This is a genomic window from Cohnella abietis (genome assembly GCF_004295585.1).
Taxonomy (GTDB): domain Bacteria; phylum Bacillota; class Bacilli; order Paenibacillales; family Paenibacillaceae; genus Cohnella; species Cohnella abietis.
The window spans coordinates 442,539-458,463 of sequence record NZ_AP019400.1; the positions used below are offsets into that span (position 1 = coordinate 442,539).

Below are 15,925 nucleotides of genomic sequence, written 5' to 3' on the forward strand. Positions count from 1 at the left end.
CTCTTAACACATAACAAAATAACGATATTGTCATTATAATTGTGCTTTGTTATGATAGTGCCATTGAAAAGGAGTTGTTATGTCAAATGGCTCAGGATCTTCCTTTAAATAAAGAAAATATTTTAGATGCTGCGGAACAGGTGCTTAGGCGTTATGGACCGGATAAAACGTCAGTTGTAGACGTAGCGAGAGTGTTGCAGGTTAGCCACGGTACGCTTTACCGGCACTTTGCTAGCAAATCCGCTTTGCGTGAAGCGGTAACTGAGCGTTGGCTGGAAAGAAGCATTACGGCTCCTCTAGAAACGATTGCGAACCAAGCTGGTGGGAGCTCATCAGGACGTTTGCGGTTGTGGCTAGAGACCCTGATTAGAAGTAAAAGAACCTATTCAGTTGATGATTCAGAGATGTTTGCGATGTATGCGGCTGTCACGTTAGAAGCGGTTGAGATGATAACGGTACATGTCGATCGGCTCATTCAGCAGGTGGCACAGATTGTCGAAGAAGGAATTAAGTCTAAAGAATTTAAGTCTGGATCGTCGTCGGAGGGCGTTGCCAAAGCTATTTTCATCGCCACCTCGCGCTTCCACCATCCCTCACATGCCTATGAATGGGTAGAAGAGAAAACGAATGAAGAGTTTGATGCAGTATTTAATCTGATTCTCTCTGGAATTACAAAGTCTAGTTAGCGAGGCTGATATCTATTTATTTATCTAGTTATTTATGAATTGACACTTTCCCAATTTAAACCTATAATTCAAGAATACCCAGTGAGAAGGTTGGTTTTAAAACTGGGGAACCACGCAATGAAAATTAAACCTATTATCTATAACTTAATTAAAGGGGATTTATACAATGGCTGCTGTTCAAACATTCAAAGCAACTGCACAACTGCTAGACGGCGTTAAAGTTAAAACGACTTCCAGACAATTCGAGTTAATTATTGACGAGCCTAAGAGCTTGGGTGGAACAGATACAGGAATGAATCCCGTTGAAGCTCTGCTTGCTTCTTTAGGGGCATGTCAGGCTATTGTTGGTAGAGTTTATGCACCTAAATTCGGCGTAAATCTTGAAGATTTCCGTGTAGAGGTTGAAGGCGAGCTTGATCTAGACGGATTCTTTAACAAATCCGACGTTCGTCCAGGTTATTCCGATATTCGTTATACATTCCACATTAAAACCGATTCACCACAAGAAAAGGTTGAGGAATTCGTACAATTTCTAGAATCCAAATGCCCAGTTGGCGATACGATCGCAAACCCGGTTAATCTTAAATTAAACGGTATCGTTATCGAAAATTAAATCTGTGCCTTACTTCTCATATAGCAGCATGCTCGAAGGGACACTTTGTGTCCTTTTTTTTATATTGATTCAATCAGCAGTCAGCCACCTCCAAGCTCCCGAGTATCACCGCGACCGCCACATCCGTTCATCAAGCCTCGTGAGATCAGAAACATGAAAGATCCAGCCCTTCACTACTAAGCCTCATATGTAACTCGCTAATCCATCGGCATGCTGTTAATCTGTATGATATTTCATATAGAATAGTCTAAATAACCACTAAATGCTCCATTCTGTATGATTATTAGTACAGATTCCTTTACTTTGCCTTTTTCATGGAAAATCTATATGATTTTTCATACACACTCACACTCACACTCACACTCACACTCACAATCACAATCACAATCACACGAATCAAATGTTCAAACCAAACTTAGATATGAATGAAACCTACACATGTTCACCTATGTCTCTCGTCACAAAGCCTAAAGCCTAAATCAATTGTCCGGAGGTTAAAACATGTTGAATGGGGTACAATCGCAACCAAACCAGAGGAAATGGATCGCTCAGTGGGAGTCAACAAAGCCGTTAACGGATAAGTGGATGTACGCGGGTGAAACTCATAACATTACGATAAACACACTGATTATCATAACGGATGGTCAAGCTATGTGGAATATTAATGGAAATAATATTCATGTAGCGTTTGGTAATTTGATTGCCGTTGAAGAGAATTCGGTTATCGAAGTAGTAGAGGGTGGGAATCTCGATTTAGCAGGCTGGCAAATTGGTTTTGACGCCTATTCCTTTTTCGATAAAGAACGAGGACTAATGAAATTTGAATGGCATGTGCCGGTTGGAGATACCTATCAAAAGGTGCAATTAACCGGCGGGTTTTTATCAAGTATTAGTGATCGTTTATCTGAAGGCTTACCTGATGATTCTAGCAAAACGGTAGTTGATACCCAGCTTTTTTTATATGGATTATTAAAAAATTTATATCATAAACAGGCGAGCGAACAGCAGACGATTGAAGAAGGGGTCATGCGCTCAATTGCCTATATGCAGGAGCATTATGATGAGGTGATAACACGAGCACAATTGGCACAAATTGCAGGGATCAGTCAGTGGCATTTTTCTCGGAAATTTAGTGAAATATGTGGTAAACCACCCCTGGACTATCTAGCGAGCTATAGGATTTATCGTGCGCAAGAAGAGATGTTATTAACCTCAGCCAAATCCCAAGATATTGCTAAAAAAGTAGGCTTTGAAGATGCTCATTATTTTAGTCGTCGCTTCAAACAGTTTACAGGAGTGTCACCGAGAAATTATGTTCACACCTTGCACCGACGAAATGTTTTATCGATTTCTCCCCAATATGCTGAAAATTTAATCCAATTAGGCATAATACCGCGTGCTGTCATAGTAACACCCATACTCCTAGCCCAGCATCAACGGCTGCTATTTAAGCAACATAATGTTGAGTTATTGGAAGCAAAGCAATTCGTTATTCCTATAGAATTAATACAACAACAGAAGCCGGAATTAATTATTGGACATTTTGTAACAGAAGATATTAAGAAGAAATTGCGCACAATCGCACCCATATTAACAGGTCTAACAACCGATAAGGATATCCTTCTTAATCAACTCGCCGCTATATTTGATAAACAAGAAGAAGCGAATAAAATCCAAACTCAAATGGACAATAAAGTGAATGCGGCACGAATAGAGTTGAAATCATATATTCAATCAGCAGCTACAATCATGGTTTTGCGAGTAGAGCCTTTTGGGTACCGGTATTTAGGTGGACACTCTAGTGGGGTTTCCCAATTACTGTATACGAAATTAGAGCTATCACTTCCGGAGCCATTAAAGGCAGGAGAGGCATGGTTTAACCCATGTTCAATAGAGCTCTTGTCTATTGCAAATCCAGATTATCTATTCGTGGAGAAACGCGTGATGGAGAACTTTAGTGCAGAAGAAAACATGAGGAAATTAATGGAGAGTAGTCAATGGAAAAGTTTGAAGGCGGTAAAAAATAATCGAATTTTTTATATTGATACAAGCCTTTGGGTAGATGGAAATGGAGTTATCGGGCAAGCTCTTATCATTGATGAAATTGTTAGCAGTCTATTGAGGCACACTAGTGATGAAGCACAATAATCCAACTAAATGCGCACCATTAGCCATAGAATAACATCCTCATATTTGATACTATCTGATAGTGATAATCATTATCAGATAAAAGGGGAGAGCTCATAGTGTCGAAAAGATTGATTGCGTTGTTTGGAATAGCTTTATTGGCTTTTGTTGTCGTGGCATGCTCGAATTCATCAAATAAGAAAGAAGAGGAATCTTCTACAGAAGCTATAGAGAAGAATGAAACTAGAAAAATTAAAGATTTTTATGGAGAGGTAACCATCCCGGTTAATCCGCAAAAAATACTCGTAACCAACTCAGCCTATGCCGAATTTTTGATCGAGATGGGAGTGCCGCCACAATTTGCTGTAGTGGTTCCTGAGCTTGAACCCGACTACCGTGCGCCTTATTTACAAGAGCATGGGGTTGAAATAATCAAGAGTACGCAATATGAATATAATTATGAACAATTGCTCAGCTTATCCCCGGACATCATTATTATTCCAGGAATAGGCCCTGAAAAGAAAGTGTATGAAGAGTTGTCGAAGATTGCACCGACGGTTGCTTTGAATACAAATACCGCAATGGATAAAGCGATGCCTGAATTAGCTGAGCTATTCGATAAAAAAGCACAATCGGAAAAGGTTTTAGCTGAATTTGATCAGAAGGCGAAAGAGGCAAAAGAAAAAATCCATCAAGCCATTGGTGACAAAACCGTACTCGTTCTTCGAGTTGAGCCCAAAAGATACCGTTATTTAGGACCAAAAGCGGATGATGATGTTAGCCGATTTTTCTATGAGACACTTGGACTAAAAAGTCCTGAAATTTTTAAAGATGCAACAGATTGGTTCGTGCCATTTTCATTAGAGATATTGCCGGATATTAAAGCGGATTACATTTTCCTAGAGAAAAGAAGTATGGAAAACTATGATAGCTCCGAATCATTGAAGGAGTTAGAAGAAAATTCATTGTGGAAGAACATGGATGCCGTTAAAAATAATCATATCTTCCCGTTGGTCACCAATAATTATATTCAAGCTAAAGGTCCCATCGGATCAAGCCTTCTAATAGACTACATAGTAGAAAAGCTGGTCCCTTAAGTGAATACAGAAAAACTCGATATTTATGACATTACGATTATTGGCGGTGGACCTGCGGGTATGTATGCGGCTTTTTATAGTGGGATGAGAGCCATGCGTACAAAATTAATTGATGCAAAAGAGGAATTAGGGGGATTCATGCGGACATATCCTGAGAAGCTAGTTTGGGATGTCGGCGGAGTAGATCCGATTCATTGTGAAAAATTGATTGATTCTCTAATCAGACAGGCGAAGACATTTGATCCAACCATTGTATTAGGCCAGGAAATTGCTCGTATGGAACGCCGTGACGATAACGTCTTTGTTGTGACCTCCAAAACGGGTGAAAGTCATTATACACGTACAATATTGTTATGTGCTGGGCGAGGAATGACGCAAATTCAAAAGCTGCATATTGAAGGTGCGAGTCGCTATGAATTGAATAATCTCCACTATACGATTACGGATTTGTCGAGGTTTAAAGATAAACGAGTGCTTATATCAGGCGGGGGAGATTCTGCAGTTGATTGGGCGAATGAAATTGTAAAATTGGCGAAACAAGTCACGGTTGTTCATAGACGAGATGAATTTACTGCACACGAGCAGCCTGTAGCGCAAATGAAAGCATCAGCTAAGATAATGACACCTTATATTATCTCTCGCTTATATGGTGCGGGTGATCGAATTGAAAGTATTGCTCTTGAACATTCGGAGACCGGTGCCATCGAACATATTGAAGCAGATGAAGTTGTAGTAAACCATGGATTTGATCGTGATTTTGGCGATTTATTAAAATGGGGATTAGACAAAGAGGATTATGGTGTGTCTGTTGATCCACGAATGCGAACAAGCATCCCAGGTATTTTCGGAGCTGGCGATTTTATCACCTATGGAAGTAAAGTTCGTTTAATCGCAGGCGCCTTTAATGATGCAGTATTAGCTGTTAATAGTGCGAAGCTTTATCTAGAACCGACAGCATCAGATATGGCTGGTGTTTCTTCTCATAATGAACGTTTTAATGAGAAAAATAAGGCGATTATGCATGAGTAAGTAAGAGTCGAGAGACTGCAAGGGACGCAAATTTGGGGGCTGTGACAGGTGAGTTTTGACCTGTTGCGGCCCTCATTCGCGTTTTACCGAGCAATAGCTGGACAAATACTCTCCCGTTCTCGTATGGTTGAAAAAGTAAACCGATAACTGCTAAGCAGGTGTTGTCCTGCTAAGCCCCTCTGCTGGTATCGGAAATACATAGCGAGGTGTTGTTATGGAGTCATCAGAAACGATCAGATTATGGGCTAAAACACCAGTTAAAGTGATAGATATCCGCCATTTTTCGTTGAAGCCGGGAGAGCAATTGCAAGCCTATAACCTTCCCACAAGCGCTTTTCTATTTATTAATCATGGAGAAGCCAGGCTGAAGTTAGATGGAATGGAAGCTACGCAAGCTCATTTTCAAGTCGCGCATGGCGGTAAAAACGTATGTCTGAATATCTGGTGCTTGGATCATCCCGTTGACTATTACCTGATTTTATACAAACCTGTTTATGACAGATCAGGCCCGTCTATGTGTAGCCAAGTAGACCGGCTGCTTCCCTATGCGCACCCCTATGTATTCCAAGCTAGATATCCAATATTTCTGACTTCACTTCTCGAGCAGATGCACCAATTGTGGACGACTGGAGAAGAGCTGGATAAACTGCAAGTGACCGGATTGTTCTATCAATTTGTTCATGAACAGTTTCGTCAGCTGCAAATAGCTGGGGATGAAATAGCTGAGCCAGATTTAGCTACACAGATCGCTCAGTACATTCGAAAGCATTATCGCCAAACGATCTCTATGGAGACCATGGCTAATTTGTTTCATTACAGCACGCACTATCTCTCAAGGGTGTTTAAGCGTAAGTTTGGATGCAGTCCAATCGAATATGTCCTTCAGACTCGTATTAATCGAGCGAAATCGTTATTAACCGAATCAGATACTCCCATTCGGGAGGTTGCTGAGGGCGTCGGATATACAGATATGTATTATTTTAATCGACTTTTCAAAAAGCTGGTCGGCGAGACTCCGGCGCAATTCAAAATGCACAGCATTGCGCTAAAAGGTTCAATTCGTACTAATTTTATGCCCGAATCGTTCATTGCTCCTCGATCAGTAATTCGTCATACTGACAATAATGAGAATCATTATCACGAAGAAGCCTGGAGAGTGAATGAAATGAATGTTAGATTTAAACCTTCTTTTGCAGTGACCCTTTTGTTTAGTTTGTCTCTGCTGCTGGCAGCCTGCGGTGGCGGGAATGAGAATGTGCAATCATCAGAAATGAGAGAATATACGGATGGACTAGGGCGACAGGTCAAAATCCCCGTTCAACCAAGCAAGGCCGTCGTTCTGTCTTACGGAGGTTACCTACTCCCATTAGGATTAAAGCCTGTAGGCGTCAATGAAGAAACCCTAGATCAATATCCGGACAAGATGGCCGATGTCGAAAGCATCGGAAAAGGTACAGGTAATTTAGAGGCTATCTCGGCACTGCAGCCGGATCTCATTATACTGCCTGACTATTATAAGAGTGACATCTTTGATGCCTATTCGAAAATCGCCCCAACGATAGCCGTGCCATGGGGAGGCGATCCAGATGTTGTAAATACGCTAAGAACGATGGGCGATATTATGAATCGGAAGCAAGAAGCCGAAGCTTGGATTACGAAATTCGAAGAAAAGCTGCAGCGCCTAAGGGACAAGATTGATATTAAAATTGAACCGGGTACGACTGCGATATCTTTCATTATATATAATGGAGAAGTGCTGCTGGGTGGCGAAGGTGGAACATTGGGTAAACTAATTTACCAAGATTTCGGTTTCCAGATGCCGGCGCAATTCAAACAATTTGCCGATGGCGGTACAGCTTTATCCATGGAGGAGCTTGTTAATAAACCTGCTGATTATTTCTTTACTCAGATGACAGATGAAGAGATGAAGGCGATGACGGAATTGTTTAAGGAGCCTCTTTACCAATCGATCCCCGCCATCAAAAATAATCGAGTGATTAATGTTTCCCGCGACAAATGGAATTACGGGCCCTACCTAGTAGATGAAGGTGTCGATATCTTGATTGAAGAGGTAACGAAGCTGTTAAAATAAAATGAGTTACGTATTTAAATCGTGCAACGATAATATCTGTACAGAGCATGGCGGGATAAACGCTATTGCTCTGTATTTTTTTGTGTTAATAATCATGCAAATCAAAAAGGTTTACATCAGTAGTACGAATTGATAAAATAGGTTTACAACAGTAGTACGAATTGAGGTGCTGAAATGGCAGAAGATAAAAGTACGATATTATCGGGCAGCGAGTGGCGTATTATGGAGTGCCTATGGGAAGAGACTCCACGCACCGTGATGCAGATCGTTAACCGTTTAAAAGAGGAGACCGGCTGGGCTAAGAGCACCATCACTACGCTGGTCAGCCGAATGGAAGCGAAAGGGTTGCTCTATTATAAGGATGGCCGCAAAGCCAGAGAGTATTATCCTGCTATCACTCGCAATGAGGCGGCAATTTCTGAAACGGAGTCTCTTCTGAGCCGAGTTTACAGAGGTAGCGTCGGAATGATGATGAACACGCTAGTGGAGAAAAAGCCACTCACAAAAAATGAGATAGAAGAGCTGTATGCGATACTCCAGAAAGCAGAGGAGGCGAGTGAATGATCGAAGCCATTGTTACCTCCTCGGTGCTGATTGTTATGATTATCGTTCTGAGGCGCTTTCTAATGGGCAGAATCAGTTTGCGCCTGCAATACGCACTGTGGGTATTGGTAGCTATTCGGCTGCTGCTTCCGTTCTCACTTCTGTCGAGCCCTGTTAGTGTTATGAACGCAATGAGTCATAAGCTGGAGCAAAGCGTGGCGAATCCCTACCCTCCGCTCGTGGATCGTCCCGATTCGATTTATATGTATACAGAACATTCAACGAGGGACACCGTAAATTCCTCTGAAGGAATTGGAAAACCTGATTCGAATGCAGCGGCTTCCTACATAAAGTCAGATTTGATGAAGAACTTGCTTCACCTGTTCTGGTTCATTGGTTTTAGTTTTGTTGTGCTTTGCCTGATTGTGGCAAATATTAGCTTCTACCTTAGGCTAAAAAAGCAGGCGATACCTGTGAAAGTCGATGACTGCCCGTTACCGGTATACCTTGCACAAAATCTGCCATCTCCCTGTCTGTATGGAATTTTTAAGCCGGCTATTTATGTGACAGCGGAAAGTCTTGAAAGCAAGGAGCGATTGCGTCACATCCTCGCTCATGAGCTGACCCATTACGCTCATAAGGACCACCTCTGGTCTTTCGTACGCGGGATATGTATCGCAATCCACTGGTTTAATCCGCTGGTTTGGGCTGCTGCGGTCCTATCGAGACGCGATTGTGAGCTTGCTTGCGACGAGGGCACGCTCCTCCGTTTGGGAGAGGACAGCCGCGTGGAGTATGGTCGTACGTTGATCGGTATGATGACAACACAGGGCAGCCCGATGGATTTGCTTCGTGGTGCTACGACGATGACTTCAGGCAAGTCCAGCATTCGAGAACGAATTATTTTAATCGCCCAAAAACCCAAGATGAAAACGGTAACTTTGATAACGGTGTTGCTCATAGCCACTATTATAGCCACCTGCACCTTCACCGGGGCCGTAAGCAGGAGCAGTATGAATAAGGCGATAAATCTGCCCATTAACGAGAGTAACACCAAAGTGTTACCGGATGTGGAGAATACAGCCGCTCAGTCCACTCTTGACACCGTTGTATCAGAAGCGATATTGAACCATAATGCAAAAAGCTATAGGGGTGGCGAGTTTAAAACCGAGTCCCATGTCACACTAAAGACGGTAGAGGACCAAAGATCGGCTGTCGTCTATTTGATGGCTTACTATGCGGAGTTTGATTTTCCCGATCGGAAACCAGTGGATGTCAGCGGAAGCCATATTCCCGTAGCTCTGACATTCTCTAAAGACGATAACGGTGCCTACCACCTTAAGGAATATTGGGAAGCGTCGGACGGCTCCTATTACTTTTCATCCATTAAAAAGAAGTTTCCCGCAGATTTATTAGAGGGAGTATCTCAAATGCAGTCAAACGCCGAGCGGCACTATGCCGTTTGTTTGGAGAAAGCGAAGGAATATTTAAGGGGCAGATTGTCTGAGGAGGAATTGTTTTCTGAGATTATTAGCAGCCCGAAGCAGGCCTCCAGCCCGAATGCGTATATTGCTGAGCATCAGGAGGAATACAATACGCTAATCTCTCGGGGGGATACTACTCTGAGATATATCTTCAGCCGGTTTATAGAGGGCAGACAGAACGGACTAGAGGGCTGGATTATGCTGTCAGTCGGCCGTGAGATCTTAGGGGACGAAGATAAGCCGGATTCAATTGGAGATTTTCCTCAAGAATCGTTTAATAACTATGTTAAGTTAGTAAAACAGTTAAGAGATGCAAATTCTATGGAATATATGGAAAAATATTACCCGGGAGCTTATATTCTTCTGGCAATGCTTAACGAGTCGAGTAACGCTTAGTGCCAATTATGCAAGGATAAGTGATTGAACGGATTACCACAAAGTATGGAAAAAACGAAGGCGACAGCGAAAATCTCGCTGTCGTCTCGTCAGTTAATACGTATTTAAGGTTTATGATGTTCGTTCCGTAAAGCGCTACTTATTCTTTTTTTCCATTGCCGCCTTGAGCAATTCTCCAAGGTTGGACCCGGCGGACTCCTGCTTATTGGAGTATTCCTGAACAAGCTTTTGTTGTTCACGCTTATTGATATGCTTGCTGTCTTTATTGACCATCTCCGTGATTCCGCAAGGCTTACACTGCACGTATAATCCGGCCTTGCCTTCTTTCATCTCCATCTTTTTCTTGCACTGAGCGCAGCGGCGGTTGGACAGTTGGACTCCGTCTGAACGTCGGTAACCGCAGTCCTCGCTTGGACAGGTCAACACAAGCCCCCGTTTAGTCTTCTTCTCCAACAGCCGAGTGTTGCAATCAGGGCAATGACGGGTGGAAATGTTGTGCGGGACGTAGGCAGCTTCACTATTTTTTACGCCGGATACAAAGCCTTGTGCCATCTCTCGAATGCCATTAAGAAATAGCTCTGGTTTGCCTTGCCCATATGCGATCCGTTCCAGCTCCGCTTCCCATCGGGCTGTCAGCTCAGGTGTTCGCAGATTCTCAGGAGCCAGCTTGATCAGTTGCTTGCCTTTACCGGTTGGATGGAGCAAATTTCCTTGCCGCTCAATAGTGTCAGAGCTGACCAGCTTCTCAATAATGTCAGCTCGAGTTGCCGGTGTGCCGAGTCCGTGCTTCTCCATTTGGGTCAACAGAGCTGCTTCCGTATATCGTTTCGGTGGTAAAGTCCGTCCACCCTGAATCCGGCATTGCTTTACAGTGAAGGATTCGCCTTCGCGTAGCTCAGGCAGCACGGCAGAGCCTTCCTCAGCGCCGTCTTCGGCTTCATCGTCATCCAGTGTCTGTCCACCATAGACGACACGCCAGCCGTTATCCTTGATTGTTGTACCTTTAGTAAATAACGTCTCAGCCGCAATGTTAATCGTAACGTCTACTTGATCCAGCCTAGCAGGTGGATAGAATAAGCTAATGAAGCGTTTGACGATTAGATCATATAGCTTACGCTCTTCCGTGCTGAGTGCATTCAGGAGCACAACTTGCTCCGTCGGGATAATCGCATGATGGTCCGTAACCTTACTGTCATCAATAATTCGTTTACCAAGCGTAAGCTTTGCTCGCAGTAAGGGTCTTGCAAGCGGGGCATAGGGGCCTATAGCAATACTAGACAGCCGTTCCTTCAGTGTGTCTGCCATATCCGAAGTGAGATAACGTGAGTCGGTTCGCGGATAAGTGACCAGCTTATGTTGTTCATAAAGCTTTTGCAGGACATTGGAGGTTTGTTTCGCCGAAAAGCCAAGCAATCGATTGGCGTCCCGCTGTAGCTCTGTCAGATCGTAGGCCAAGGGATGCGGAATTGTTTTCTCGCTTTTTCTTAGCTTGACGATAGAGCCTGTACGACCATTCAGCTTCTCTTGTAATTCCTTTGCCTTTGCAGTGTTGAATATTCGTGATCCTCCATTTGCATCTCTCCATATTGCTTCAAACGTTCCAAGATCGATGCGAAGGACGCTGTACTCCTCCGAACGGAACGCTATTATATCGTTCTCTCGCTGCATAATCATTCCCAGGGTGGGGGTCTGAACACGTCCGGCTGATAGCGGAGTGCCGAATTTGCAGGTCAGGGCACGTGTTACATTAAGGCCAATCATCCAATCCGCTTCAGCCCGGCAGCGAGCAGATTGATATAGCCGTTCGAATTGACTGCCCGGCTTCAGAGAGGCAAAGCCTTCTTTAATTGCCTTATCGGTTTGAGAAGAAATCCATAGCCTTTGAAATGGCTTTTTCCATTTGGCTTTATCGATAATCCATCGCGCCAGAAGCTCGCCTTCTCGGGCAGCGTCGGTGGCCACAATTAGCTGCCCAACATCCTGTCGCTGCATGAGCTGCTGCACAGCTTTAAACTGATGATTGCTTTCCCTCAACACCTTCAATTTCATCTGGCCAGGCAGAATCGGTAGATCCTCTAGCGCCCATGTGCCTAGCTTCGAGTCGTAATCTTCCGGCTCGGCCAATCCAACCAGATGACCCAGTGCCCATGTCACCACATATTTCGGCCCCTCTATGTAACTCTTATGCTTAACGCTGCTCCCCATTACACGCGCAATTTCCCTTGCGACCGATGGTTTCTCCGCTAATATTAAAGTTTTCATCTAGATGAAATAACACTCCTTCTTCTATTAAATAGACGATCACGTATCCATTGCTGATCGTTCAACGTTTCTTTTGCCCTAGAACCAATATACGGGATTTAATAGAAAAAGAAAAAGAATTCCAATAAAAAATGCCTTAGTCCAGTGAGCTGAACTAAGGCTAAAATGAACTCATATAACGTGGGATTTGCGAATATCTATTGTTTTTGTTTATTTTGACTTTTGAAGCTTTAAGCCATAAGTATCATTGATCGCATCCAAGCTTTTTTGCGGAAGCTCATCTATATATCCTTGCGGGACAGCAAGTCCCTTTGCAATATGTTTATTAACACGATCCACTATTTCTTCAGTGGTAAGTTTCTGCGGGACATCGTTTTTCTTTGGATCCGCTAGCAATCGATTACCATCTTTATCGTAGAATACAGTGGTTCCATCCTCATATTGGAGGGAAATATTTCGCCCCTCAACTTGTTTCCCCGTCGGAATTTTGACCGGCACAGCTGATCCCGCCGCATACGCAGCAGTCCCGCCACCACCTAGCAAAGCCATTGCAGCAACAAGGGACAGCGCCAACACCGGTTTTTTCATTTTTTTCTCATTCATAAGATTCATAAGCCTCCTTTTCATAGCTTTTTTAGGACCGCATAAACTGCTAATGAAAACTATATTTCTCTGTTTTACCCCATACTCCAGCATGGACAATAGCGTTTCGCCGTAATATCTTCGGTTTTCCATATCCATTTCCTTAACGACCTTTTCATCGCAGGATAGCTCGCATAGGATATTGATCTGTTTATTGAGCGAATAAGCTGCCGGATTAAACCAGTGAATCGCATTTGCGATAAGCACCAACAGCTTCACAAGCAAATCGCCACGCTTTAAATGAATAAGCTCATGGGATAGGATCATAGCCAGCTCTTTTTCACCAAACCTGATATCTGGCAATACAACAATTGGCTTCCATAACCCCATAACCATTGGCGTTGTTGCGCGAGCACTTATGATTACTTTTACAGGACTTTGTACCGTGTCACATACTCGGCTTTCTTGTAAGATCGAACGCCTGAATGCTACATAATTTTTGACATTCACAGCAAGAAAAACGATGGTTCCAATAGCCCAAATTACGGTTGTGAATAGTACAATTCCCTTTGTGTTATTAAACCGTAACAGATAGTCAAACAGCTGGTTCATGAATAGTGAGCTGTTTGTTCCCGTTTGCTCCATGGGAATGATGTGTGCATTTTGTTCCGCAATCATTCCCGATTCCGAGATTGTGCTTGTGTCTTGTAAGACGGAGCGTATAAAAGAGACGAGTCTGATCATAATCTCCGAGCCATCAAGAAGAAAAAATACGGGAATTAAAGCCGAATAATAATGCCACGTCTGAGAAAAAACTTTTTGCGTGAAGGGCTTTATACTGTTTTGCAAAATCCAAATGATCGTTCCAACGGATGAGGCAATGATAAGCGATAAGACTAATGTCATCATTTCTTACCATCCTCGCGGGTGAACCACTCTTTTAACTCCGCTATGTCATCTTTACTGAGTTCATCCTCATCAACCAGGGCAGCAATAAAGTTTTTAGCTTTCCCGTTGTATAAGCGGCTAAGAAAGCTTTGCGTTTCGGATTTTTTATACTCACTCAATGTCAAAGCAGGGTCGTAATAGTTCACCTTGCCGTTCAGTGATTTAGTCAAGAAACCTTTCTCAATCAGCCGGTTCAATATAGTTGATAGTGTCGACGTTTTCCAACCCTTAGTTTTGAAAATGTCTAAAAGCTGGTTAACCGTTACGGATGTTGCTAATTCCCATATCACCTCCATGACTTCCATCTCGGTTTCAGACAGTCTTCCTAAATTTTTCATTGGGCGCGCACCTCTGATTATTACTGCGACAACTTGTCGTAGGTAAAATATACGACAAGTTGTCGCAGTTGTCAATAAGTGGATTGGCTCACCCGAGCCAACCACAGATTTATACCTCAAAGATAACTAAGGACTGATAACGGTAGTTGAATAAATACAGTTTAAGATCAATCGCGGGGAACCATACCATAAGTGACGGCGAAATAAGTGTTTCAAGACCCTAAGGCAACAAGTTTTGGGGTTCTTTCTTTTGAGAAAAATCGGCAGAAAGACGGCCATTTATAAACCAACCCAGTACCAAAGCAAGTATCGCGAGAATAAATTCAATCCCAAAAACCGTTTGCAAACCGCCAACGATACTTTGTGTTTTATCTTGAAACGCAGCGGGATCGAGGGAATGGTGAAGATAACGATTGGCTCCGGAAGACATGATGCCGACGAACAAAGCGATGCCAATTCCCCCAGCAATCTGTTGGAGCGTATTGTATATGGCTGTGCCATGGGGGACCAGGTGACTCGGAAGTTGATTCATTCCTGCCGTCTGAGCCGGCATGACGACAAACGATATGCCTAAGAATAAGAGGACATGATTGAACAGAACGGAGCCTCGGGTTGTATCGCTGTCGATACCGGCAAACAGCCACAGCGATAGGGCGATCATGACCAGTCCGGGCATTATGACGAATCTCGGCCCGAATTTATCGAATAATTTTCCCGTCACAGGCATCATCATTGCGTTTAAAATACAGCCTGGAATCAGAAGTAAACCTGTCGCGAATGCTGTCAACTGCATCACATCCTGCATATAGATCGGCAGCAAAGTCGTGGTGGCGAATAAAACCATCATCAGCATTACTATCAATACCGCTACCAAAGAGAAAGCGGGATACCGGAATACGGAAAGATCAATCAAAGGCTCTTTAATCTTGAGCTGCCGCCAAATAAGCAAGAGCAGGAAGAGGCCGCCTATGGCAATTAAACTGTAACTCCCAGGACCAGCCCAGACACCAGTCTGGCTGAAACCGTAGGTGACACAACCAAACCCGACGGTTGACATAACAATGGATAAAAGATCGACCCTTGGCTTGGTTATTTCTGTCACATTTTTCAAGTAAATGAATGCATAAATAATCGAAAACAATGTGACAGGAATCACCATGTAGAACAGCCATCTCCAGTGTAAGGTATCAATAACCAACCCCGACAAAGCTGGTCCGATTACAGGGGCGACCATGATGACAAGCCCCATGAGACCCATGGCAGCCCCCCTGCGTTCCGGAGGATAGAGAGCAAGAATTGTATTCATCATCAACGGAATCAATAATCCTGTCCCGCAAGCCTGAACAACTCTGCCTATCAGCAAGACTTCGAATCCAGGGGATACTGCACACAAGTAGGTACCTGCTAAAAATAACGCCATCGCGGACATAAACATCCGGCGAGTCGTGAACCATTGCTGCAGCAATGCGGTCACCGGCACCAGTATGCCGATCATCAGCATATAACCGGTCGATAACCATTGTATGGTCGAAGCAGCAACGTTGAACTCACGCATTAATCCAGGAAATGTATTGGTAAGCAAATTTTCGTTAAGATACGCGATAAATGCACCGATGAGCAGGGCGGCTAACATCGCACCTCTCTTTATTCCGCTTGCCTCTTGAACCCGTTTGTTCATCTTCTACCTCCAGAGCATATTCATTGCGTTCCGCGTAGTGTCTTGACACT

Annotated in this window: 12 protein-coding genes; 8 read left to right on the forward strand and 4 right to left on the reverse strand. The window is 43.5% G+C overall.

Features of this window, described 5'->3' with window-relative positions:
* The first annotated feature begins 86 nt into the window (after positions 1-86).
* The 8 genes from KCTCHS21_RS01805 to KCTCHS21_RS01840 all read left to right on the forward strand — a co-directional run bounded on the left by KCTCHS21_RS01805 (position 87) and on the right by KCTCHS21_RS01840 (position 10,067).
* Positions 87-686: a TetR/AcrR family transcriptional regulator gene (locus KCTCHS21_RS01805; RefSeq protein WP_130604855.1), complete on the forward strand. Its 600-nt coding sequence runs from the start codon at positions 87-89 to the stop codon at positions 684-686.
* 166 nt (positions 687-852) lie between these two features.
* Entirely contained in the window at positions 853-1,299 is a 447-nt protein-coding gene (locus tag KCTCHS21_RS01810) for an OsmC family protein (RefSeq protein ID WP_130604856.1), read from the forward strand.
* 501 nt (positions 1,300-1,800) lie between these two features.
* Entirely contained in the window at positions 1,801-3,447 is a 1,647-nt protein-coding gene (locus KCTCHS21_RS01815; protein ID WP_130604857.1) for a helix-turn-helix domain-containing protein, read from the forward strand.
* Between the two features lie 110 nt (positions 3,448-3,557).
* Entirely contained in the window at positions 3,558-4,523 is a 966-nt protein-coding gene (locus KCTCHS21_RS01820) for an ABC transporter substrate-binding protein (protein ID WP_232058039.1), read from the forward strand.
* The gene (locus KCTCHS21_RS01825) at positions 4,524-5,552 is read left to right on the forward strand and encodes an NAD(P)/FAD-dependent oxidoreductase (RefSeq protein WP_130604859.1); all 1,029 of its coding nucleotides are present in this window, start codon (positions 4,524-4,526) and stop codon (positions 5,550-5,552) included.
* Between the two features lie 214 nt (positions 5,553-5,766).
* Positions 5,767-7,644, forward strand: a complete 1,878-nt coding sequence (locus tag KCTCHS21_RS01830) for an ABC transporter substrate-binding protein (protein ID WP_130604860.1) — start codon at positions 5,767-5,769, stop codon at positions 7,642-7,644.
* Between the two features lie 174 nt (positions 7,645-7,818).
* A complete protein-coding gene (locus tag KCTCHS21_RS01835; protein ID WP_130604861.1) occupies positions 7,819-8,208 on the forward strand; it encodes a BlaI/MecI/CopY family transcriptional regulator in 390 nt (129 codons plus the stop codon).
* Positions 8,205-10,067, forward strand: coding sequence for a M56 family metallopeptidase (locus tag KCTCHS21_RS01840; protein WP_130604862.1), 1,863 nt, complete (start codon positions 8,205-8,207; stop codon positions 10,065-10,067). Before KCTCHS21_RS01835 ends, KCTCHS21_RS01840 begins: the two co-directional genes overlap by 4 nt.
* Before the next feature lie 135 nt (positions 10,068-10,202).
* Here KCTCHS21_RS01840 and KCTCHS21_RS01845 read toward each other — a convergent pair whose 3' ends face one another.
* The 4 genes from KCTCHS21_RS01845 to KCTCHS21_RS01860 all read right to left on the reverse strand — a co-directional run bounded on the left by KCTCHS21_RS01845 (position 10,203) and on the right by KCTCHS21_RS01860 (position 15,875).
* Positions 10,203-12,329, reverse strand: coding sequence for a DNA topoisomerase III (locus KCTCHS21_RS01845; protein ID WP_130604863.1), 2,127 nt, complete (start codon positions 12,327-12,329; stop codon positions 10,203-10,205).
* 210 nt (positions 12,330-12,539) lie between these two features.
* On the reverse strand, positions 12,540-13,820 hold the full coding sequence (locus tag KCTCHS21_RS01850) for a M56 family metallopeptidase (RefSeq protein ID WP_130604864.1): 1,281 nt from the start codon (positions 13,818-13,820) through the stop codon (positions 12,540-12,542).
* Entirely contained in the window at positions 13,817-14,197 is a 381-nt protein-coding gene (locus tag KCTCHS21_RS01855; protein WP_130604865.1) for a BlaI/MecI/CopY family transcriptional regulator, read from the reverse strand. The genes KCTCHS21_RS01850 and KCTCHS21_RS01855 overlap by 4 nt, the downstream gene beginning before the upstream one ends.
* A gap of 220 nt (positions 14,198-14,417) precedes the next feature.
* Positions 14,418-15,875: an MDR family MFS transporter gene (locus KCTCHS21_RS01860; RefSeq protein WP_130604866.1), complete on the reverse strand. Its 1,458-nt coding sequence runs from the start codon at positions 15,873-15,875 to the stop codon at positions 14,418-14,420.
* Positions 15,876-15,925 lie beyond the last annotated feature (50 nt).

Excerpts from the sequence above, each read along its gene's own strand:
- KCTCHS21_RS01805 (WP_130604855.1), top strand. The coding sequence starts at position 87 with ATGGCTCAGGATCTTCCTTTAAATAAAGAAAATATTTTAGATGCTGCG.
- KCTCHS21_RS01810 (WP_130604856.1), top strand. The coding sequence starts at position 853 with ATGGCTGCTGTTCAAACATTCAAAGCAACTGCACAACTGCTAGACGGC.
- KCTCHS21_RS01815 (WP_130604857.1), top strand. The coding sequence starts at position 1,801 with ATGTTGAATGGGGTACAATCGCAACCAAACCAGAGGAAATGGATCGCT.
- KCTCHS21_RS01830 (WP_130604860.1), top strand. The coding sequence starts at position 5,767 with ATGGAGTCATCAGAAACGATCAGATTATGGGCTAAAACACCAGTTAAA.
- KCTCHS21_RS01835 (WP_130604861.1), top strand. The coding sequence starts at position 7,819 with ATGGCAGAAGATAAAAGTACGATATTATCGGGCAGCGAGTGGCGTATT.
- KCTCHS21_RS01840 (WP_130604862.1), top strand. The coding sequence starts at position 8,205 with ATGATCGAAGCCATTGTTACCTCCTCGGTGCTGATTGTTATGATTATC.
- KCTCHS21_RS01845 (WP_130604863.1), bottom strand. The coding sequence starts at position 12,329 with ATGAAAACTTTAATATTAGCGGAGAAACCATCGGTCGCAAGGGAAATT.
- KCTCHS21_RS01850 (WP_130604864.1), bottom strand. The coding sequence starts at position 13,820 with ATGATGACATTAGTCTTATCGCTTATCATTGCCTCATCCGTTGGAACG.
- KCTCHS21_RS01855 (WP_130604865.1), bottom strand. The coding sequence starts at position 14,197 with ATGAAAAATTTAGGAAGACTGTCTGAAACCGAGATGGAAGTCATGGAG.
- KCTCHS21_RS01860 (WP_130604866.1), bottom strand. The coding sequence starts at position 15,875 with ATGAACAAACGGGTTCAAGAGGCAAGCGGAATAAAGAGAGGTGCGATG.